This is a genomic window from Streptomyces omiyaensis (genome assembly GCF_014650895.1).
GTDB classification, from domain to species: domain Bacteria; phylum Actinomycetota; class Actinomycetes; order Streptomycetales; family Streptomycetaceae; genus Streptomyces; species Streptomyces omiyaensis.
On record NZ_BMVV01000022.1, the window covers coordinates 68356 to 88159 of the forward strand.

Here is a 19804-nt window from a genome sequence, read left to right on the forward strand (position 1 = left end):
TCCGCGGCCTGTCGTCGCCGCGAGTCCTGAGGCCCCGGTCTCCCCGGCAGCATGCAGCGGCCCCCCGCGCGAGAGCGCGCGAGAGTGCCGCACCCCCGTCCCCGTATCCCTCGGGTCTCCCCCCGATACGACCCCCTGTGGAGTGTGTCCGTGTCCGCGTCCGCGTCCGCCACCGAGGCCAAGCCCTCGTCCCGGATACCGAAGGTCCCCTTCTGGGCCCAGATCGTCGCCGGCCTCGTGCTCGGCGTCCTGCTCGGCTGGATCGCCCGCAGCCAGGACGTGGCCTGGCTGAAGGAGACGCTGATCCAGGTCGGCGGCATCTTCGTCCAGCTGCTCAAGCTGGCCGTCGCCCCGCTCGTCTTCTTCGCGATCCTCGTCTCGATCACCAACCTGCGGAAGGTCAACAACGCGGCCCGCCTCGCCGCCCAGACCCTCCTCTGGTTCATGATCACCTCGCTCGTCGCGGTCGCCATCGGCATCACGATCGGCCTGCTCACCAACCCCGGCTCCGGCACCGGCCTCACCCCGGCCGACGGCAAGGCGCCCGAGGGCCAGGGCAGCTGGATCGACTTCCTCACCGGCATCATCCCGACGGACGTCATCACGCCCTTCACCGAGCTGAACGTCCTCCAGATCGTCTTCATGGCGGCCGTCGCCGGCATCGCCGCCCTCCAGCTCGGCGAGAAGGCCCAGCCGATCCTCTCCCTCTCCGAGTCGATCCTGGAGCTGCTCCAGAAGGCCCTGTGGTGGGTCATCCGCCTCGCCCCGATCGGCACCGCCGGCCTCATCGGCAAGGCGATCGTCAACTACGGCTGGGACCTCCTCGGCAAGTACGCGACCTTCACCGCCGACGTCTACATCGGCTGCGCCCTGGTCCTCTTCGGCGTCTACCCGCTGCTGCTCGCGACCGTCGCCAAGGTCAACCCGCTCCAGTTCTTCAAGGGCGCCTGGCCCGCCATCCAGCTGGCCTTCGTCTCCCGCTCCTCGGTCGGCACCATGCCGGTCACCCAGAAGGTCACCGAGCGCCTCGGCGTCCCGAAGGAGTACGCCTCCTTCGCCGTCCCGTTCGGCGCCACCACCAAGATGGACGGCTGCGCCGCGATCTACCCGGCGCTCGCCGCGATCTTCATCGCGCAGATCTTCGACGTCCAGCTCGGCGTCAAGGAGTACCTGCTCATCGCCTTCGTCTCGGTGATCGGCTCGGCGGCCACCGCCGGTCTGACCGGCGCGACGGTCATGCTGACGCTGACCCTGTCCACCCTCGGCCTCCCGCTGGAGGGCGTCGGCCTGCTCATGGCGATCGACCCGATCCTCGACATGATCCGGACCGCCACCAACGTCGCCGGCCAGGCGCTCGTCCCGGTGATCGTCTCCGCCCGCGAGAAGATCCTCGACCACACGGCCTACGAGAACGCCTCGGCGTCCCCGATCGACGACCCCGCGGAGGGCCGCGAGACCGAGCCGGAGAAGGCGGTCGTGGCCGCGGCCTGACCCCTTCCCGTACACCTCCGTACGCCTTCGTGCCCCTCGCCCCCGTCCGGGCGGGGGGCACGTAGGCTTCTGCGGACACCTCTGACGATCATGGTCGGGACGGCGAGGGCGGAGAGAGACGTGGCGGGGACCAAGAGGCTGCCGCGGGCCGTGCGCGAGCGGCAGATGATGGACGCCGCCGTGGCCTGCTTCGCCCGGCACGGGTACCAGGCGGCGTCGATGGACGAGATCGCCGAGCTGGCCGGGGTGTCGAAGCCGCTGGTCTACCTGTACCTGAACTCCAAGGAGGAGCTCTTCACCGCCTGCATCCGGCGGGAGGCGCAGGCGCTGCTCGACGCGGTCGCCGAGGTCGTGGCCGACGTGTCCGCGCCGCCGGACGAACGGCTGTGGGCGGGTCTGCTGGCCTTCTTCGGGCACGCCGCCGACCACCCGGACGCCTGGGCGGTGCTCAGCCGGCACGCCCGGACGCAGGGCGAGCCGTTCGCGACCGAGGCCGCCCGGATGCGGGAGGAGATCGCCGGCTTCGTGACCGGGCTGATCGGCGAGGCGGCGCGGTCGGCCCACGGCGGGGCCGCGATCGGCGAGCGGGACGTGGCCGCGCTGGCGCAGGCCCTGGTGGGGTCGGCGGAGTCGCTGGCGACCTGGGCCAACGAGACGCCCGGGGTGTCGGCGCGGGAGGCGGCGGCCACGCTGATGAACTTCGCCTGGTCCGGGCTCGGAAACCTCATGAAAAACGAGCGCTGGTCTCCCCGATGAGCCTTACCCCGCAGTAAGGTTACCGGCTAGTCAACGGCGCTCCGCCTCCGTACGGCCGCGCTTCCGCTCCGTCTCCGTGCCGCCGTGCTTCCGCTTCGTTTCCGCACGTCCGCACGTCCGCACGTCCGCACGTCCGCGCCGTCTCCGTACGGCCGTACCGCCGCTCCACCACGCACCTCCGCACTTCTGCTCCACGACGCACGACCTCTCGTCCATCGCGCAGAACCGAGGAGCCGCCCGTGTCGACCGACCTCGCCCTCATCCGAGTCGACGGACGGGTCCGGGAGGTCTCCGCCCCCGCCCTCGTGCCCCGGGTGGACCGCGGCTCGCTCGCCGACCTGCCGTACGACAACGCCCGCCAGGCACCGGACGCCGTCGTCTTCTCCCGGAAGGACGGGGAGGGGACCTGGCGGGACGTCACCGCCGCCCGCTTCGCCGCCGAGGTGCACGCCGTCGCCAAGGGCCTCGTCGCCCACGGGCTCCGTCCCGGCGACCGGCTCGCCCTGATGGCCCGGACGACCTACGAGTGGACCCTGCTCGACTTCGCCGCCTGGGCCGCCGGACTCGTCACCGTCCCCGTCTACCCCACCTCCTCCGCCTTCCAGACCCGCTGGATCCTCCAGGACTCCGGCGCCGTCGCCTGCGTCGTCGAGGACGCCGGACAGGGCCGGCTCGTCTCCGCCGAGCGCGGCCGGCTGCCCGGGCTCGGCCACCTGTGGGTCCTCGACTCCGGAGCGGTCGACCAGCTCCGCAGGGCGGGGGCCCGGGTCCCCGACGAGACGGTGACCGCCCGGCGGGGGCTGCTCACCCCGGACGCCCTCGCCACCCTCGTCTACACCTCGGGCACCACCGGCCGCCCCAAGGGCTGCGCCCTCACCCACGCCAACTTCTTCGCCGAGGTCGACAACGCGGTCAGGCTCCTCCACCCCGTCTTCGCCCCCGAGGGCGGCGAACCGCCGTCCACCCTGCTCTTCCTGCCGCTCTCGCACGTCTTCGGCCGGATGGTGGCCGTCGGCTGCGTCCGCGCGCGGGTACGGGTCGGGCACGCGCCGACGGTGGAGGGCGACGCGCTCCTCGACGACCTGGCCGGCTTCCGTCCGACCTTCCTCCTCGCCATCCCGTACGTGATGGAGAAGGTCCACGACCGGGCCCGGGCCACCGCCGAACGCGCCGGGAAGGGCGCCGCCTTCGACCGGGCCGCGCGCGCCGCCCGCCGCTTCGGGCGGACCGACGCGCCCACCCTCTCGGTGCGGGCCGCGCGCGCCCTCTACGACCCGCTGGTCTACCGGCGGATCCGGGCGGCCCTGGGCGGCCGGGTGCGGTACGTGATCTGCGGCGGTTCGCCGCTGGGCGTGGGGCTCGCGGAGTTCTTCCGGGGCGCGGGCGTCGAGGTCTTCGAGGGGTACGGCCTGACGGAGACCACGGCCGCGTCCACGGTCACCCCGCCGCTCGCCCCGCGCACCGGCACGGTGGGCCTGCCGCTGCCCGGCACGGGGGTGCGGATCGCCGCCGACGGCGAGGTGTGGCTGCGCGGCCCGCACGTCTTCGCCGGCTACTGGGACGCGCAGCGCGGCACCGCCGTCCCGTACACCGACGGGGGCTGGTTCCCCACCGGCGACCTCGGCTCCCTCGACGACGACGGCTACCTCACCATCACCGGCCGCAAGAAGGACCTCCTCGTCACCTCCGCGGGGAAGAACGTCGCCCCCGCCCCGCTGGAGGACTGGCTGCGCGCCCATCCGCTGGTCGCCCAGTGCGTCGTGGTCGGCGACGACCGGCCGTACGTCACCGCGCTGATCACCCTGGACCACGAGGGCCTCGCCCACTGGCGGCGGATGCGGCGGAAGGACCACCTGGCGCTGTGGGAGCTGACCCGGGACGAGGAGCTCCTCGCGGTGGTGCAGAAGGCGGTGGACGACGCCAACCGACTGGTCTCGCGGGCCGAGTCGATCCGCGCCTTCCGGGTGCTCACCACCGAGTTCTCCGAGGCCTCGGGCCACCTCACGCCGTCGCTGAAGCTCAAACGGCGGGCCGTGGTCAGGGACTTCGCGCGGGAGATCGAGTCGATGTACGGGGAGCACGCCGACTGCGCCGACTAGGACGTCCCCTCCGGAGCCCGCCGGGCTGCGGGGGCCGGGCGGGATCCGGAAGGGACGGCCGCGTACCCGGCGCTACGGCCAGAGGAGTTCGCGGGTCCAGCCCCCGGCCGTGCGGCGGTAGCGCAGCCGGAGGTGGCGGCGGCGGGCGTCGCCCTGGAAGAACTCGACCTCGACCGGTTCCACCAGGTACAGCGTCCAGGTCGGGGCGTCCGCGTCCGGCTCGGTCTCGGCGCGGTGCCAGGCCGCGTCGCTCGCCGCCGCGAGGGTCTCCGGGGAGTCCAGGAGCTCGCTCTGGCGGCCGGTGAGGGCGGCGGCGAGGGCGCCCGTGGTGCGGGCGTGGAGGTCCGCGTACGCCTCCTCGGGGGGCGCGGTCGTGACGTGGCCCCTGACCCGGACCTGGCGGCCCTGGACCGGCCAGTAGAAGCCGAGCGCGGCCTCGGGGCGGGCGGCGAGCTGGCGGCCCTTCGCGCTGGTGGCGTGCGAGGCGAAGTGCCAGCCCCGGGCGTCGGCGTCGTGCAGCATCACCGTGCGGACGTCGGGCCGGCCGTCCGCGCCGGCCGTGGCGAGGGAGAGCGTGTGCGGCTCCGGCTGCCCGGCGGCCGCGGCGGCCGTGAACCACTCGTGGAAGAGCGGGAGGGGCTCGGGCGGCGCGGACGCCGGGTCGAAGGAGGGCAGTGCGGTGTCCCAGACGCGCAGCGAGCGCAGGACGTGGTGGAAGTCGCTCATGCGGCGAGCGTAGGCGGGCCGGGCCCGGCGCGGGGCGCCGCGTCCGGCCGCGCCCCCACGGCTCAGTCGCGGCCGAGGACCACCGTGCCCGAGGAGCAGAACCAGCCGCCCGTGCCGGAGGCGAGGGCCAGGCGGGGGAGGGTGCCGTCGGGGCGGCGGACCTGGAGGCCGGGGGCCTCGCCGCGGAGCTGGCGGACGGCCTCGACGAGGAGGAAGAGGCCGCGCATGCCGGGGTGGCAGGCGGAGAGCCCGCCGCCGTCGGTGTTGACCGGCACCGCGTCCTTCCCGGCGAAGTAGGCCCCGCCCTCGCCCTTGGCGCAGAAGCCGAGGTCCTCCAGGGTCACCAGCGTCATGTAGGTGAAGGCGTCGTAGATCTCGGCGACGTCGATGTCGTCGGGGGTGACCCCGGCCCGCTCGAAGGCGAGCCGGCCGCTGACGGCCGCGGGGGAGACGGTGAAGTCCTCCCACTCGGACATCGTGGTGTGCGAGACGTGCTCGCCGGTGCCGAGCACCCAGACGGGCGCCTTCGCGGTGTCGGGGACGTACTCCTCGGCGACCAGCAGCACCGCGCAGCCGCCGTCGCTGCGGATGCAGCAGTGCAGCTTGGTGAAGGGGTCGGCGATCATCGGGCCGGAGAGGACCTCGTCGACGGTGACCGGCTCCCGGAACATGGCCTCGGGGTTCAGGGCCGCGTGCGCCCGCGCCCGGACGGCGACCTCGGCGAGCTGCTCCGGGGTGGTGCCGTACCGGTGCATGTGGCGGCGGGCGGCCATCGCGTACTTGGCGACCAGGGTGTGCCCGTACGGCACCTCGAACTGGAGCGGGCCGCGGGCGCCGAAGGAGAGGTTGGAGGTGCGGCGGCGGGCCTTGACGTCGGCGCGCGCGGTGGAGCCGTAGACGAGCAGGACCGCCTTGGCGTGCCCGGCGGCGATGGCGTCGGCCGCGTGGGCGGCCATGACCTCCCAGGTGGCGCCGCCGACGGCGGTGGAGTCCACCCAGGTGGGGCGCAGGCCCAGGTATTCGGCGACCTCGACCGGGGCGAGGGTGCCGAGCCCGGCGGAGGCGAGTCCGTCGACGAGGGAGCGGTCGAGGCCGCTGTCGGCGAGGGCGCGGCGGGCGGCCTGGGCGTGCAGCGCGTGGGGGGTGGCCTCGTCGACCCGGCCGCAGTCGGAGAGGGCGACGCCGGCGACGGCGACCCGGCGGCGGCCCCGGCTGCTGCGTGAGGTGGTGCCGATGGCGGTCATGGATCTGACGGTACATCAGATCCGTTCGATCGGGACCCGCGTCGCTCTGGGCAACCGCCCCTCCGGAGACCTAGCATGACGGACCGTCAGATACGGAGGGAGCCCCATGGACACCGCCGAAGGCGCGGACCCCGCCGCGCTCACCGAGGAACAGCGGGAGATCCGCCGCACCCTGCGGGACCTGCTCGACCGGCACGCCGGCCGCCCGGCCGCCCGCACCGCCCCCACCGAGGGCTACGACCCCGCCCTGTGGGCCCGCATGTCCGGCGAGCTGGGCCTCCCCGGCCTCGCCCTCCCCGAGGAGTACGGAGGCGCCGGCCGCGGCACCCCCGCCCTCGCCCTCGTCTGCGAGGAGACCGGCCGCGCCCTCGCCGCCTCCCCGCTCCTCGCCACCAGCGTCCTCGCCGCCCCGCTCGTCGCCGCCCTCGGCACCCCCGCCCAGCGCGCCGAACTCCTGCCCCGCATCGCCGACGGCAGCCTCACCTGCGCGCTCGCCGCCCCCGGCGGCTCCCTCGCCCACGCCCTCGGCCTCACCGGCGACAACACCACCGGAGCCTGGTCCGGCGACGGCCGGGCCGGCGGGGTCCAGGCCCGGCCCGCCCCCGACGGCGACGGCCGGCTCCTCTACGGCGAGGCCGAACAGGTCCTCGACGGGCACAGCGCCGGACTCCTCCTCGTCGCCGCCCACACCGGCGGCTTCGCCCGCAGCCGCACCCTGCTCTACCTCGTCCGCCCGGAGGACGCCGGCCCCGCACTCGTCCGCACCCGCCGCACCGGCCTCGACCCCACCCGCTCCCCGGCCGGCGTCCAGCTCCGCGACGTGCCGGCGACGCTCCTCGGCGAGGACCCCGACGACCCCGCCGACATCACCCGCGCCCTCGCCGCCGCCGGCCGCACCGCCGCCGTCCTGCTCGCCGCCGAGGCCACCGGGGCCGCCCGCGGCGCCCTCGAACGCACCCTCGGCGACGTCGCCGCCCGCGAACGCTCCGGCCGCCCCGCCGGAGCCCTCCGGGCCGCCCGGCACCGCCTCGCCGACCTGCACGTCCAGGTCGAGGCCGCCCGCGCGCTGACCTACTGCGCCGCGCGCGAGCCGGGACCCGGCCCCGAGAGCGGCCCGTTCGCCCTCGCCCAGGCCCTCGAAGCCCTCCGCGCCGCCGCGGGCGAGGCCGTCCGGCTGCACGGCGGCACCGGCGCCGCCCCCGAGCACGAAGCCCACCTGTACTTCCGGCGCGCCGCCGCCGACGAGCTCCTCTTCGGGCCCGCCGCACGCCTCCGGGCCCGCGCCGCGGAGCGCACCGGACTCCTCGGAGAGGCGGCCGCCTGATGCCCATCGGAGTGAGGTTCGTCCAGAAGGTCTCCTCGACCCGGACCTTCGCCAGGGTGGCGCCCCACGTCATCCCCGCCCTCGACAAGGCCGTGCACCGGCTCAGCGGGGGAAGGGTGCTGCTCAGCGCCCGGATGCTGCCCGGCGTCGTGCTCACCGCCAAGGGGGCCAGGAGCGGGCGGGAGCGGACCACCCCGCTCGCCTGCATGCCGGAGCCCGACCGGGGGACCTGGCTGCTCGTCGGCTCCAACTTCGGCCGCCCCGGGCACCCCGCCTGGACCGCCAACCTGCTCGCCCATCCGGACGCCGAGATCAGCTGGAAGGGTGAGACCGTCCCCGTCCGGGCCGAACGGCTGACGGGCGAGGAGCGGGCGGCCGCCTGGGCGGCCGCCCTCGTCTTCTGGCCGCCGTACGCCTCCTACCAGGCCCGGGTGGACCGCGAGATCCGGCTCTTCCGCCTCACCCGGCGGTGAGGACCCGGCCGCGCCGGGAGCCCGAACGCGGCGGGAGTCCCGGCCGCGGCGGGGCCTGCGCACGCCACGGGACCCCCGGACACGACGACGCCGACGGCGGTCCCGCCCCGCGAGGGGGCGGCGACCGGCGTCGGCGTCGACGACAGGACGGGGGAGGAGCGGGCTCCGGGCGGCCCGCCCGGGAGGGGCCCCGGACTATCTGACCGGCTTCTTGCCGGTGATGCCCAGATGCACCAGCAGGGCGAGGTTCGGCTTGAGTTCGGCCTGCTTCACGCCCCAGGTGGTGAAGCCCTTCTGGTGGCCGGCGACCGAGGCCAGCATCGCCACGAGCGAACCCGCCATCGCGGCCGCGCTGACCTCCTTGTCGACCTTGCCCTTGGCCTGGAGCTCCTTCACCGCGTCCGTCAGGGAGTTGGTGACCGAGTTCAGGATCTTCATGCGGATCTTGTAGAACCGCTTGTCGCCCTCGGCGGCCCCGAGGTCCACGACCCGCAGGATCGCGTCGTGCCTCCGCCAGAAGTCGAGGAAGCCGTCGACGAGTTCCTCGGAGGTCTGCCAGGCCGCCTTGCCGACCCAGGAGCGGCCGGAGACCAGCTCGGTCAACCCGGCGCCCTCCTTCGCCATTTCCTCCGCGAGCTCCAGGACGGCGCCCTCGACGTCCGGGAAGTACTGATAGAACGTCGCGGGTGAAGTACCCGCCTTCCGGGCCACGTCGATCACCTTGACGTCCCGGTACGGCGAGGAGCTGAGCATCTCACCGAGGCAGTCGAGCAGCTTCTGCCGCGTCGCCTGGCCGCGTCGTCCGGCCACGCGGCCGTCGACGGTGCGTACTTGTCCTGTCATGCCGTCAGCTTACCGAGGGGGGATCAGCGCGCGATTCGGCCGACTGCAAATGGGGTGCACCCCGTTCCCCGAGGTCGGCGGGGGTCTCCTCGGCGGGTCGCGGTGACCGGATCCCGCCACCGGGCCCGACCCCCCTTCCCGTACCGCCCCACCTTATGAACAGGCTGTGGACAACTTCGGTGGACAACCGCGCCCACCGGGAACCCGCCCTGCCCCGACCTGCCCCCGGCCCCGGCCCGACCGGGTTCCCGCCCCGGCCCGACCTGCCCCCGGCCCCGGCCCGACCGGGTTCCCGCCCCGGCCCGACCGGCGCTCCCGACCGGCTCCCCGGACGGCGCACACCGGAGCGCGCCCCCGCCCCCGCCGCCCTAGCGTGGAGCCATGGCCGTATACACAGAGGGCACCCCCTGCTGGGTGGACGCGCAGCTCCCCGACCTGGAGGCGGGCAAGCGCTTCTACGGCGAGCTCTTCGGCTGGACCTTCGACGAGGACCGCGACGAGGCCCTCCTCGACGGCCGCCGGGTCGCCGGGCTCCTGCCCAAGCGGGACGGCCGCATGCCCACCACCTGGACCGTCTACCTCGCCACCAAGGACGCCGGCACCGTCGCCGCCCGCGTCAAGGCCGCCGGCGGGCAGATGGTCATGGAGCCGTACCCCGTCGGCCCCTTCGGCGTCCTCGCCCTCGCCGCCGACCCGGGCGGCGCCGTCCTGGGCCTGCGCCAGTCCGGCGAGGACGACGGCTTCGAGGTGATCAACGAACCCGGCTCCTTCTGCTGGATGGAGGTCTACACCCGCCGCCCCGGCCCGGTGGACACCTTCTACGCCTCCGTCTTCGGCTGGCTCGGCCGCCAGGCCGACCCCGCGGAGGAGGGCAAGGAGCCCGGCTTCGACTACCGCGTCTGGTCCCCGCCCGGCTCCCGCACCGGCGACGACACCGCCTTCGGCGGCCGCGCCGTCATCACCGACGCCTTCCCCGCCGAGATGCCCGGCCACGTCCTCGTCTACTTCGCCGTCCGCGACTGCGACGAGGCCTGCGCCACCACCGTCCGCCTCGGCGGCCGGATCGCCGAACCCCCCGCCGACACCCCCTACGGCCGGATCGCCGTCCTCCACGACAACCAGGGCGCCCGCTTCGCCGTCCTCGCCGAGCCCGTCCCCGCCGGACCCCTCGCGGCCGCCGCCGAACCCGCCGCCCTCTCCACCGACACCGTCCCCCTCGCCGTCCCCGCGCCCCCCGTCTCCACCCTCTCGGAGCCCCCCGCCGACGCGTGAGCGTTCCGCTCGGTATGACCTGTGACACCCCGATCCGCCCCCGGGTTCGCAACCAGGGCTCCGGACAGGAAGAATCAGCCCCAGGGCCGTACCGTCATGGCCCGTACGGGGAGGTGGCAGGCAAGTGGAACAGCTGACGCAGCACGACCCGAGACGCATCGGGCCCTTCGAGGTGCTGGGCCGGCTCGGCGCGGGCGGCATGGGTCTGGTCTATCTCGCGCGCTCGGCGTCCGGCCGGCGCGTGGCGATCAAGACCGTGCGCACGGAGCTCGCGGAGGACCAGCTGTTCCGGGTCCGCTTCACCCGGGAGGTCGAGGCCGCCCGGGCGGTGTCCGGGTTCTACACGGCCGCCGTCGTCGACGCCGACCCGCGCGCCGCCGTGCCGTGGCTGGCGACCGCCTACGTCCCGGCGCCCTCGCTGGAAGAGATAGTGAACGAGTGCGGGCCGCTCCCGGCCCAGGCCGTCCGCTGGCTCGCCGCCGGCGTCGCCGAGGCGCTCCAGTCCATCCACGGCGCCGGACTCGTCCACCGCGACCTCAAGCCGTCGAACGTCCTGGTGGTCGAGGACGGCCCCCGCGTGATCGACTTCGGCATCGCGTCCGGCGTCTCCAACACCCGCCTGACGATGACCAACGTCGCGGTGGGCACCCCGGCCTACATGTCGCCCGAGCAGGCCCGCGACTCGCGCAGCGTCACCGGCGCCAGCGACGTCTTCTCGCTCGGCTCCATGCTGGTCTTCGCCGCCACCGGCCACGCGCCCTTCCACGGCGCCAACCCGGTCGAGACCGTCTTCATGCTGCTCCGGGACGGGCCGGACCTGGAGGGCCTGCCCGACGAGCTGCGGCCGCTCATCGACGCCTGCATGCAGATGGACGTGGCCCAGCGGCCCACCCCGGCCGACCTCCAGGCCATGCTCGCCCCGCACCTCTTCGGGCCGGGCAGCGACGACAGCGGCACCGCCTCCGCGTGGCTGCCGGAGAGCGCCGTCACCATGATCGAGACCCGGCGGGGCGGCCGTCCGGCCCCGCCGCCGCCGGTGACCCCGCCGCCGATGCCGCCGCGCCCGGCGCGGGCCCCCGACGGCTGGTCCGGCGACCCGCGGGCGCCCGAGCCGGCCCACGCGGGCGGCCGGCACGCGGGCCCGGCGGCGCCGTCCGGCGGTCCGGTGCGCCTCGGCGGCGCCACCGTGCCGATCGGCCCCGGGCCCCGGGTCGCCGACACCCGGGCGGCCCTCGCCCTCGGCCAGGCCACCGACCCGCACGCCACCGGCTGGGTGCGGCCGCCCGGCGGCGAGCCCGCGCCGGCGGCCGCGCCCGTGCCGCAGCAGGCGCAGCCGCAGACGGCACCGGAGGCCGGTCCGTGGCGGCCGTGGCGCTTCCGCATGTCCAACGACGTGTGGGGGACGCCGGTCGTCGACGGCGACCTGCTCTACGTGACCTCCTTCGAGGTGCACGCGCTGGACACCGGCTCCGGCCGGCGCCAGTTCAAGACCCGCGACGTCGCCTGGTCGATGGCGGTGTCCGGCGGCCGGATCCACGCCTCGGACGGGCCGACGCTGTACGCGCTGGACGCCGCCGACGGCGGCGAGCGCTGGCGACTGCGCACCGATGCCTGGGTGTACTCCCTCCGGGTGGACCGGGGCACCGTGGTCACCGGTACCCGGGGCGGCGGGGTCCAGGGCTGGGAGGCCTCCAACGGCGCCAAGCTGTGGGAGGTCACCGGCTGCCAGACGGACTTCGAGACCCCGGAGGCGGGCCCGGCGATCCACGGCGACACGGTGTACGTGTGGCGGGAGGCCCGGCTCCAGGCCCTCGACGCCCGGACGGGCACCGAGCGCTGGTCGTACCCGATCGGCGACGCGGCCTCCTGCGGGCACGTGCCGGTCCGGGTCGCCCCGGCCGAGGACGGCTGCGTGTACGTCTCGGCCGGCACCCGGGTGCTGTCGATCGACATCGCAGCCGGGCACGTCCGCTGGCACTTCGAGGCGCCCGCCGTCTTCGTCTCGCCGCCGGCCTTCGCGCCCGGTCCCGCGGTGACCGGCGGAGGCGTGTACCTCGCCGACCACCTCGGCACGGTGTACGCCCTCGACGCCACCACCGGCCAGGACCGCTGGCGGATCGCGACCGAGCAGCGCCAGTCGTCCGAGCCGGTGCTCGTCGCGGACGGCAACGTGCACGTCGGCAGCGGCAGCGCGCTGTACACCCTGGACGCGGTGACCGGCACCCCCCGGTGGCGGTTCGCGGCCGGCGCCGAGCTGGTGGGCGCCCCGGTCGTCGCCGACGGGCGGGTCCACTTCGGTTCCGCGGACCACGTCCTCTACACCCTGGACGCGACCGGCGGGCAGCTCCGCTGGAAGCTCGCCACGGGCGGCGAGATCACCGGCTCGCCGGTGGCGAAGGGCGGGGTCGTGTACGCGTGCAGCAAGGACCGCTGCGTGTACGCGCTCGACGCGGCGAAGGGCACGGCCACCGGCCGGGGCTCGGCCTAGGCCGAGCCTGCGGATCCCGCCGGTCGGTGCGAGTCCGGCGGGATCCGACAGGCCCTAGGGCCGTTCGTCGCGGCCGTCGTGCGGCCGCGGCGGCTCGACCGGAACGTCGAAGCGGCCCGGGGCGGCGTAGGGCATGGACCGGGTCTCGGTGTCGTACGGGTCCCCGGCGGCCCGGTACGGCTCCCCGGTCCCGTACGGCTCCCCGGCGGGCGGGGCGTCGTCGTGCGTCGGGTGCGCGGGCGGCGGCGCGGACCGCTCCAGGCGGTGGTGCCTCGGCCGGCCCGACATGACGAGCGCGCCGAGCAGGAGCAGGACTCCGCCGCCGAAGGCGTTGGCGACGCCGTCGCCGAGGCCGCGGCCGTCCCCGGAGACCACCAGGCTGCCCTCGGCCTGTCCGACGCGGACCATCCACAGGACCGTGAAGCCGAGGACGATCACCCCGGCGGCGGCGACGAGCAGCCGCGAGCGCAGGACCACCCCGACGAGGGTGACGACGGCGGCGAGGGCGAAGGGGAGCAGGATCGACCCGAGGACGCCGGTGCCGTCGCCGGTGATGCCGGTGAAGAGCTCCCCGATCGGATAGTCGCTGCCGTGACGGCCGTCGTACCAGGCACGGAAGGGGCTCCAGACGGCGGCCGTCGCTCCGGCGAGGGCCAGGACCGAGCCGACCACATTGCGGATCATCGATCGGCCTCCTCCGGGGGCTTCGCGGTCCGGCTCCCTCGCTGTCGACGCTACGCCCGGTGGCCGGGCCCCGCCATGCGGGACGCGGACCCCGCTAGGGTGTGGCGCGCACATGACCAGACGGACGGGGAGACGGTGACCGTGGTACGGACCCGGCTGAAGATGGCGGCGACGCTGACGGTGGTGGTGCTGGCGCTGACAGGCTTCCAGACGAGCACCAGCGGCGGCAGCGGCGGCGGCGGCAAGAGCAGGAGCAAGAGCAGCGGCGACGGAGGCGGCTGCTCCAGCTCGAAGAAGGACAACGACGACTACGAGGGGTCCGGTTCGAGCGGCGGCAGCGGCGGTGAGTACACCGCCGAGCCGACGCCCACGGCCTCCGCCACGGCGACCGGCACCGTGACCGTCGTCGACTGCGTGGAGCCCGGGCAGAAGAAGCGCAAGGGCCGGCCGGCCCGCCCGGCGGACACCACCGCGACGGTGCGGATCACCAGTGACGCCCGGTACGACACCACCGAGCTCTACCGGGTGACCCTGGAGTTCAGGAACGGCGGCGGCTCCGTGGTCGACACGACCACGACGACCCTGCGGGTGGAGGACGGGGTGGAGAAGGACTTCGAGGTGAGGATGGCGAACCCCCGGCTGGTGGACCAGGTGAAGAAGTGCGAGGTCCGGGTCGACGAGGTGACCGCGTACTAGCCCCCGTCCGGGAAGCGGGGCTTCGGGCTAGCGCGTCCGGTGCCCCGCCCGGCGGCGCGCGAACAGCTCGGCCTGCCGGTCCGCCGGCAGGTTGCCGAGCGTCACCAGGTGCGGGGCCTGGGCGAGCGCCTGGGACCTGACGGCCTCCTTGGCCGTCCACAGGGCGCGTACGGTGCCCTGCACGGCCCCGGTGGGGCAGGCGGCGATGACGGCCGCCGCCTCCCGCGCGGCGGCCACCGCCCCGCCGGCCTCGGTCACCTCGCTGACCAGGCCGATCTCGTGGGCCCTGCGGGCGGAGATCCGCTCGGCCGAGCCCATGAGGGCCATCCGGGCGATCTCGCCGAAGGGCATCCGCTGGGCCATGTGGATGGTCTCGAAGGCGCTGACCATGCCGTAGGTGGTGTGCGGGTCGAAGAAGACGGCGGTCTCGCCGGCGACCAGGAACTCGGCCTCGCCGAGCAGGTAGAAGGCCCCGCCGCAGGCCATGCCCTCCACGGCCGCGATCACCGGTTTCCACAGGTCGTTGGCCTTGGGGCCGATCGCGACCAGCGGGTCGTCGACGGTGTACGGGGAGGAGGGCTGCGGCACCCGGCCGGCGTCGTCGCGGTCGATGCCGGTGCAGAAGGCCCGCCCGCCGGCGCCGGTGACGACGATCGCGCGGATGTCGTCCTCGTAGCGGAACCCCCGCCAGAGCGCGCCGAGTCCGGCGGCCATGGCGAGGGTGATCGCGTTGAGCCGTTCGGGCCGGTCGAGGGTGACGACGGCGACGCCGGTCTCCCTGTCGCGCTCCACGGAGATCCCGGAGGCGTTCACCCGCGCTCCAGGATCCAGCGCGGGACGGCGAGGCCGTCGATCTCGGTGAAGGCGACGCGGACGGGGGCGCCGATGCGGAGCCGGGAGGGGTCGACCGAGTCCAGGCGGGCGTCGGGGGCGGTGACGACGTTCCCGGCGAGGCGGATGCGGGGCGCGTCGGCGAGCTCGACGAGGACCGCGTTGTAGGGGGCCTGCTCGGCGTAGTCGGGGAGGAGCGGCGGGTGCGGCAGCACGTAGGACCAGATCCGGCCGCGGCCGGACATGAGCCGCCACTCGGAGGCGAAGGACCCGCAGTGCGGGCAGCAGGGGCGGGGCGGGAAGCGGAGCTCGCCGCAGTCGCGCTCGGCGCAGGCCTGGACGCGGAGTTCGCCGCGGGCGGTGTACTCCCAGAAGGGGGCGCCGTCTTCGTCGATGACGGGGTTCAGCACGGTGATCAGCTCCTCAGGCGCGCAGCAGGACGGCGGAGGTGGGGACGCCCTCGCCGGCGGTGACCAGGCAGGTGGCGGCGTCGGGGACCTGGGCGGTGGAGGTGCCGCGGAGCTGCTTCACGCCCTCGTTGATGAGGTTGAAGCCGTGCACGTAGGCCTCGGAGAGGCCGCCGCCGCCGGTGTTGAGGGGGAGCCGGCCGCCGAGTTCGAGGGCGCCTCCCTCGGTGAAGGCGGCACCCTCGCCGCGCCCGCAGAAGCCGTATCCCTCCAGGGAGAGCGGGACGAGCGGGGTGAAGGCGTCGTAGATCTGGGCGACGTCGACGTCCTGGGGGCCGAAGTCGGCGGTCTTCCACAGGTGGCGTGCGGCGGTCCAGGCGGGGCCGGAGAGCGGGTCGTCGTTCCAGTAGTTGACCATGCCGTGGTGCTGGGCGGGCAGGCCCTGGGCGGCGGAGTGGACGTAGACGGGCTTCTGGCGGCAGTCGCGGGCCCGCTCGGCGGAGACGACGACGCAGGCGAGGGCGCCGTCGGTCTCCAGGCAGTTGTCGAAGAGGCAGAGGGGTTCGCTGATCCAGCGGGAGGTCATGTACATCTCCCGGGTCAGCGGGCGCTCGTACATGATCGCGTCCGGGTTCTGGTTGGCGCGGTTGCGGCAGGCCAGGGCGACGTTGAAGAGGTGGTCGCGGGTGGCGCCGTACTCGTGCATGTAGCGGCGGGCGAGCATGCCGATCTCGTCGGCGGGGCGGAGCAGCCCGTAGGGGCGGGTCCACTGGCCGGGGGTGGGGAGCTGGACGGCGGTGTTCTTCCAGGGGCGGGGGCCGGAGCCGCGCTTGCGGGAGCGCCAGGCGACGCCGACGCTCGCCTGGCCGGTGGCGATGGCGGCGGCGAGGTGGCCGACGGTGGCGCAGGAGCCGCCGCCGCCGTACCCGACCTTGGAGAAGAAGGTGACGTCGCCGGCGCCGATGGCCTTGGCGACCTCGACCTCGTCGGTCTCCTCCATGGTGTACGAGGCGAAGGCGTCGACCTCGGACGGGGCGATGCCCGCGTCGTCGAGGGCGGCGAGGACGGCCCGGCAGGCGAGGGCCTTCTCGGTCTCCGGGAGTCGTTTCGCGAAGGCGGTCTGTCCTATGCCGACGATGGCGGTGGCGTCCTTGAGCACCGAACCTCCTCATGGGGCAGCACTGCTGACAGCGCGTCAGGCTACAACTAATCTGACGGATAGTCAGCTACGGTGCGACACGGGAACGGTGGAGGCATCAGATGCGCGGTGACCTGGAGTGGGGCACGATCCCCGGACTCGTGCGGGCGGCGGGGGAGCGGTACGGCGCGCGCGAGGCCGTCGCCGAGGGCCGCCACCGGATCTCGTACGCCGAGCTCGCCGCCCGCGTCGAGCGGTCCGCCGCCGCCTGCCTCGCCACCGGCGTACGGGCCGGGGACCGGGTCGCGATCTGGGCGCCCAACAGCCTCGACTGGATCGTCGCCGCCCTCGGCGCCGTCACCGCCGGCGCCGTCCTCGTCCCGCTCAACACCCGCTTCAAGGGCACCGAGGCCGCCGACGTCCTGGCCCGCTCCCGCGCCCGCCTCCTCTTCGTCACCGGCACCTTCCTCGGCACCTCCTACGTCGCCTCGCTGCGCCGCGCCGGCGTGCCCCTGCCCCACCTGGAGCGGGTCGTCGTCCTCGGCGACACCGCGCCCGACGAGGCCGAGTGGACCACCTGGAAGGCCTTCCTCGCCGAGGGCGACCGGGTCCCCGCCGCCCGCGTCCGGGCCCGCGCCGACGCCATCGACCCCGACGACCCCTCCGACATCGTCTACACCTCCGGCACCACCGGCCGCCCCAAGGGCGCCGTCATCGGCCACGCCCAGACCCTGCGCTGCTACGAGGAGTGGGCCGCCCTCGCCGGCCTCGCCGAGGGCGACCGCTACCTGGTGGTGAACCCCTTCTTCCACACCTTCGGCTACAAGGCGGGCGTCCTCGCCTGCCTGATGCGCGGCGCGGTGATCGTCCCGCAGCCCGTCTTCACCGTCGACACCGTCCTCGCCAACATCGCCGCCGAGCGGATCAGCGTGCTGCCCGGCCCGCCCACCCTCCACCAGTCGCTCCTCGACCACCCGGCCCGCGCCGCCCACGACCTCACCAGCCTCCGCCTGGTCGTCACCGGCGCCGCCGTCGTCCCGCTGCTCCTCGTCGAGCGCCTCCGCTCCGAACTGGGCGTCGGCACCGTCCTCACCGCCTACGGCCTCTCCGAGGCGAGCGGCCTGGTCACCATGTGCCGCCGCGACGACCCGGACGAGACGATCGCCACCACCTCCGGCCGGGCCGTCCAGGGCACCGAGGTCCGCCTCTCCGGCTCGGGCGAGGTGCTGGTCAGGGGGCACAACGTGATGCGCGGCTACTTCGAGGACGAGGCGGCGACGGCCGCCGCGATCGACCCCGACGGCTGGCTGCGCACCGGCGACGTCGGCGTCCTCGACGAGGCGGGCAACCTGCGGATCACCGACCGCCTCAAGGACATGTTCATCGTCGGCGGCTTCAACGCCTACCCGGCCGAGATCGAGCAGCTCCTGGGCCTCCACCCGGACATCGCCGACGTCGCCGTCGTCGGCGTCCCCGACGCCCGGCTCGGCGAGGTCGGCAAGGCCTTCGCCGTCCGGCGGCCCGGTGCCCGGGTCACCGCGGACGACCTGATCGCCTGGTCGCGGCGGGAGATGGCGAACTACAAGGTGCCCCGGCAGGTCGAGTTCGTCACGGAGCTGCCGAGGAACGCGAGCGGGAAGGTGGTCAAGGGGGAGCTGAGGAAGCGGGGTTGAGGGGCCGGTGGCCCGTCCGGACGCGGAGCCGACCGCTCACGGGGTGAAACCGGAGGGCAGCGTGTACACGTCATAAGGGCACGCCCCCCGCACCCCGTCCCCACCCTCCGAACCGAGGAGCACCAGGTGTCCACGCAGGAGTTCCCCCTCACGCTCACCCCGCAGCAGGCCGCCACCGGCGTCGTCATCCCGGTCACCCTGCCCGGCGGCCCCACTCGGCTCCACGTCCCGCCCTGCCGTCACGGCGACGTCATCCCGGTCTCGCTCGCCGGCGCGACCGTCCTCCTGCGCATCACCGTCGCGGGCGGCCAGGCCCCGCCGCGGCGCAGATCCGGCGTCGCGGGCTGCCTCGTCCCGCTCCTCGTCATCGGCGGGATCATCGGCGGCGCGTACCTCCTCGACGCCAACGACAAGGACGACGCCGGCTCCCGGGGCCCCGGCCCCGTGCCCACCTTCTCGGTCTCGCCCTTCCCGAGCCTCGACCTCGACCTGCCCACCGACCCCGCCGCCACCCCCACCGAGGAGGAGCCCGACCCGTACGAGAAGGGCACCTGCCTCAACGGCACCCTGCCGGACTCCGAGACCGCGCAGTCCGTCAGCGGCGTCGAGGAGGTCCCCTGCTCGGCCTCGGACGCCCACTACAAGGTCATCCAGACCTTCCCCTTCACCTCCGACATGAACAGGTGCAACGCCAACCCCAAGACGCAGTACGCCTTCTCGCACCGCTACACCATGAACGGCACCACGATCAGCGAGTACGTCTACTGCCTCGTCGGCCTCGGCTCCTACGCCCGGGGCTAGGCACCGGGTGCCGGGTGCCGGGGCCGGCGGGCGTCCCGCCGGTCAGTCCGCGCGCAGGTCGCCGGAGGCGGCCGTACCGGTGATGTGCATGTCCGCGGAAGCGGGCGCGGCCGTGCCGAGGGCGAGGGCGACGGCGACGGCCGCGAGGGCGATGAGGCGCTGGGTGCCGCGCATGGATGACTCCTCCGGAACGGGTGGTGATCGGGCGGACCGATCCTCGCGGGCGGGATTTCCCGCCCGCGAAGTGGAACGTCCTACTTCGTCAGGTGGCCGGAACGTGCGGAAGGGGCCGGGCGGCTGCCCGGCCCCTTCCGTCGGCGGTCCGATCGCGTCGCGCGGCCCCTGCCGGACGAATCCCCCCTGGTTCCGTCCGGAGTCCCCCGGGACCGTGCTGTTCCCCCGTCGAGCGGACCCCCTGTGGGTGGCACCGGCGGCTCCCCCGAAGTCGCCGCCGGCGCCGTCATCCCCGTGGGGAGTGGTTACGGGGCCGGAGCCTCGTGGCCGTCGCCGACGACCTTCTCGGTGATGGCGTCGACGGCCGGCTCCGAGGTGGCGTGCATGTCCTTGGTGGTGATGTCCGCGTCGCCCGGGCCCGTGATCTTGTCGGTGATGGCGTCGACGGCGGGCGTCGAGGTGGCGTGCATGTCCAGGGGCTTGATGATCGGGTCCTGCTTCAGCGGATCGGTCATGCTCGTCAACTCCTGCGTGTGAGATAAGAGGTGTGAGGGGATTCGGCCAATCGTTCCCCCGTGGACCGACTGGCCGAATCCCTCGCGGCCGATCACCCTAACCCCCAGGATTCCCGGCACCTTCACAGTCCGCCTGCCCCCCGACGCGGCGGCCTGCGGTGAGTAAGAG

19 protein-coding genes are annotated in these 19804 nt (G+C 74.6%); 10 read left to right on the forward strand and 9 right to left on the reverse strand.

Going from position 1 to position 19804, the window contains the following annotated elements; all coding sequences use genetic code 11:
• Nucleotides 1-150: 150 nt before the first annotated feature.
• The 3 genes from IE287_RS28820 to IE287_RS28830 all read left to right on the forward strand — a co-directional run bounded on the left by IE287_RS28820 (nt 151) and on the right by IE287_RS28830 (nt 4346).
• A complete protein-coding gene (locus tag IE287_RS28820) occupies nt 151-1491 on the forward strand; it encodes a dicarboxylate/amino acid:cation symporter (protein ID WP_229883794.1) in 1341 nt (446 codons plus the stop codon).
• 90 nt (nt 1492-1581) lie between these two features.
• Nucleotides 1582-2247: a TetR/AcrR family transcriptional regulator gene (locus tag IE287_RS28825; protein WP_189852154.1), complete on the forward strand. Its 666-nt coding sequence runs from the start codon at nt 1582-1584 to the stop codon at nt 2245-2247.
• A gap of 239 nt (nt 2248-2486) precedes the next feature.
• A complete protein-coding gene (locus IE287_RS28830; protein ID WP_189852155.1) occupies nt 2487-4346 on the forward strand; it encodes an AMP-dependent synthetase/ligase in 1860 nt (619 codons plus the stop codon).
• A gap of 72 nt (nt 4347-4418) precedes the next feature.
• Here IE287_RS28830 and IE287_RS28835 read toward each other — a convergent pair whose 3' ends face one another.
• Both IE287_RS28835 and IE287_RS28840 read right to left on the reverse strand, forming a co-directional pair.
• On the reverse strand, nt 4419-5072 hold the full coding sequence (locus IE287_RS28835) for a pyridoxine/pyridoxamine 5'-phosphate oxidase (protein WP_189852156.1): 654 nt from the start codon (nt 5070-5072) through the stop codon (nt 4419-4421).
• Nucleotides 5073-5134: 62 nt separating this feature from the next.
• Nucleotides 5135-6316: a thiolase C-terminal domain-containing protein gene (locus IE287_RS28840; protein WP_189852157.1), complete on the reverse strand. Its 1182-nt coding sequence runs from the start codon at nt 6314-6316 to the stop codon at nt 5135-5137.
• 106 nt (nt 6317-6422) lie between these two features.
• Between IE287_RS28840 and IE287_RS28845 the strand changes: the two genes are divergently transcribed.
• Both IE287_RS28845 and IE287_RS28850 read left to right on the forward strand, forming a co-directional pair.
• Entirely contained in the window at nt 6423-7640 is a 1218-nt protein-coding gene (locus tag IE287_RS28845) for an acyl-CoA dehydrogenase family protein (protein ID WP_189852158.1), read from the forward strand.
• Nucleotides 7640-8113, forward strand: coding sequence for a nitroreductase/quinone reductase family protein (locus IE287_RS28850; protein ID WP_189852159.1), 474 nt, complete (start codon nt 7640-7642; stop codon nt 8111-8113). Before IE287_RS28845 ends, IE287_RS28850 begins: the two co-directional genes overlap by 1 nt.
• Nucleotides 8114-8308: 195 nt before the next feature.
• On the opposite strand, the gene IE287_RS28855 is transcribed toward IE287_RS28850, so the two are convergent.
• The gene (locus tag IE287_RS28855) at nt 8309-8956 is read right to left on the reverse strand and encodes a TetR family transcriptional regulator (protein WP_189852160.1); all 648 of its coding nucleotides are present in this window, start codon (nt 8954-8956) and stop codon (nt 8309-8311) included.
• A 381-nt stretch (nt 8957-9337) separates the two neighbouring features.
• Here IE287_RS28855 and IE287_RS28860 point away from each other — a divergent pair, with 381 nt between their 5' ends.
• Both IE287_RS28860 and afsK read left to right on the forward strand, forming a co-directional pair.
• Nucleotides 9338-10228, forward strand: a complete 891-nt coding sequence (locus tag IE287_RS28860) for a VOC family protein (RefSeq protein WP_189852161.1) — start codon at nt 9338-9340, stop codon at nt 10226-10228.
• A 124-nt stretch (nt 10229-10352) separates the two neighbouring features.
• On the forward strand, nt 10353-12716 hold the full coding sequence (afsK, locus tag IE287_RS28865) for a protein serine/threonine kinase AfsK (RefSeq protein ID WP_189852162.1): 2364 nt from the start codon (nt 10353-10355) through the stop codon (nt 12714-12716).
• 54 nt (nt 12717-12770) lie between these two features.
• Here the strand turns inward: afsK and IE287_RS28870 are convergent, their stop codons facing one another.
• A complete protein-coding gene (locus IE287_RS28870; RefSeq protein WP_229883795.1) occupies nt 12771-13400 on the reverse strand; it encodes a hypothetical protein in 630 nt (209 codons plus the stop codon).
• Between the two features lie 135 nt (nt 13401-13535).
• Between IE287_RS28870 and IE287_RS28875 the strand changes: the two genes are divergently transcribed.
• The gene (locus tag IE287_RS28875) at nt 13536-14096 is read left to right on the forward strand and encodes a hypothetical protein (protein ID WP_308436891.1); all 561 of its coding nucleotides are present in this window, start codon (nt 13536-13538) and stop codon (nt 14094-14096) included.
• A 27-nt stretch (nt 14097-14123) separates the two neighbouring features.
• On the opposite strand, the gene IE287_RS28880 is transcribed toward IE287_RS28875, so the two are convergent.
• The 3 genes from IE287_RS28880 to IE287_RS28890 are packed head-to-tail and all read right to left on the reverse strand — an operon-like array spanning nt 14124 to nt 16493.
• Nucleotides 14124-14909 (reverse strand): enoyl-CoA hydratase/isomerase family protein, encoded by a 786-nt coding sequence (locus tag IE287_RS28880; protein ID WP_189852163.1) that lies wholly within the window; start codon nt 14907-14909, stop codon nt 14124-14126.
• Nucleotides 14906-15337: a Zn-ribbon domain-containing OB-fold protein gene (locus tag IE287_RS28885; RefSeq protein ID WP_189852164.1), complete on the reverse strand. Its 432-nt coding sequence runs from the start codon at nt 15335-15337 to the stop codon at nt 14906-14908. Before IE287_RS28885 ends, IE287_RS28880 begins: the two co-directional genes overlap by 4 nt.
• Before the next feature lie 13 nt (nt 15338-15350).
• Complete coding sequence (locus IE287_RS28890; RefSeq protein ID WP_189852165.1) at nt 15351-16493, reverse strand: lipid-transfer protein; 1143 nt, start codon at nt 16491-16493, stop codon at nt 15351-15353.
• 101 nt (nt 16494-16594) lie between these two features.
• On the opposite strand from IE287_RS28890, the gene IE287_RS28895 reads away from it, so the two are divergent.
• Entirely contained in the window at nt 16595-18145 is a 1551-nt protein-coding gene (locus tag IE287_RS28895; RefSeq protein WP_189852166.1) for a FadD3 family acyl-CoA ligase, read from the forward strand.
• Between the two features lie 126 nt (nt 18146-18271).
• Nucleotides 18272-18946, forward strand: a complete 675-nt coding sequence (locus IE287_RS28900) for an LppU/SCO3897 family protein (RefSeq protein ID WP_189852167.1) — start codon at nt 18272-18274, stop codon at nt 18944-18946.
• 42 nt (nt 18947-18988) lie between these two features.
• Here the strand turns inward: IE287_RS28900 and IE287_RS39195 are convergent, their stop codons facing one another.
• Both IE287_RS39195 and IE287_RS28905 read right to left on the reverse strand, forming a co-directional pair.
• On the reverse strand, nt 18989-19120 hold the full coding sequence (locus IE287_RS39195) for a hypothetical protein (protein ID WP_268255000.1): 132 nt from the start codon (nt 19118-19120) through the stop codon (nt 18989-18991).
• A gap of 305 nt (nt 19121-19425) precedes the next feature.
• Nucleotides 19426-19635 (reverse strand): hypothetical protein, encoded by a 210-nt coding sequence (locus IE287_RS28905; protein WP_189852168.1) that lies wholly within the window; start codon nt 19633-19635, stop codon nt 19426-19428.
• Nucleotides 19636-19804 lie beyond the last annotated feature (169 nt).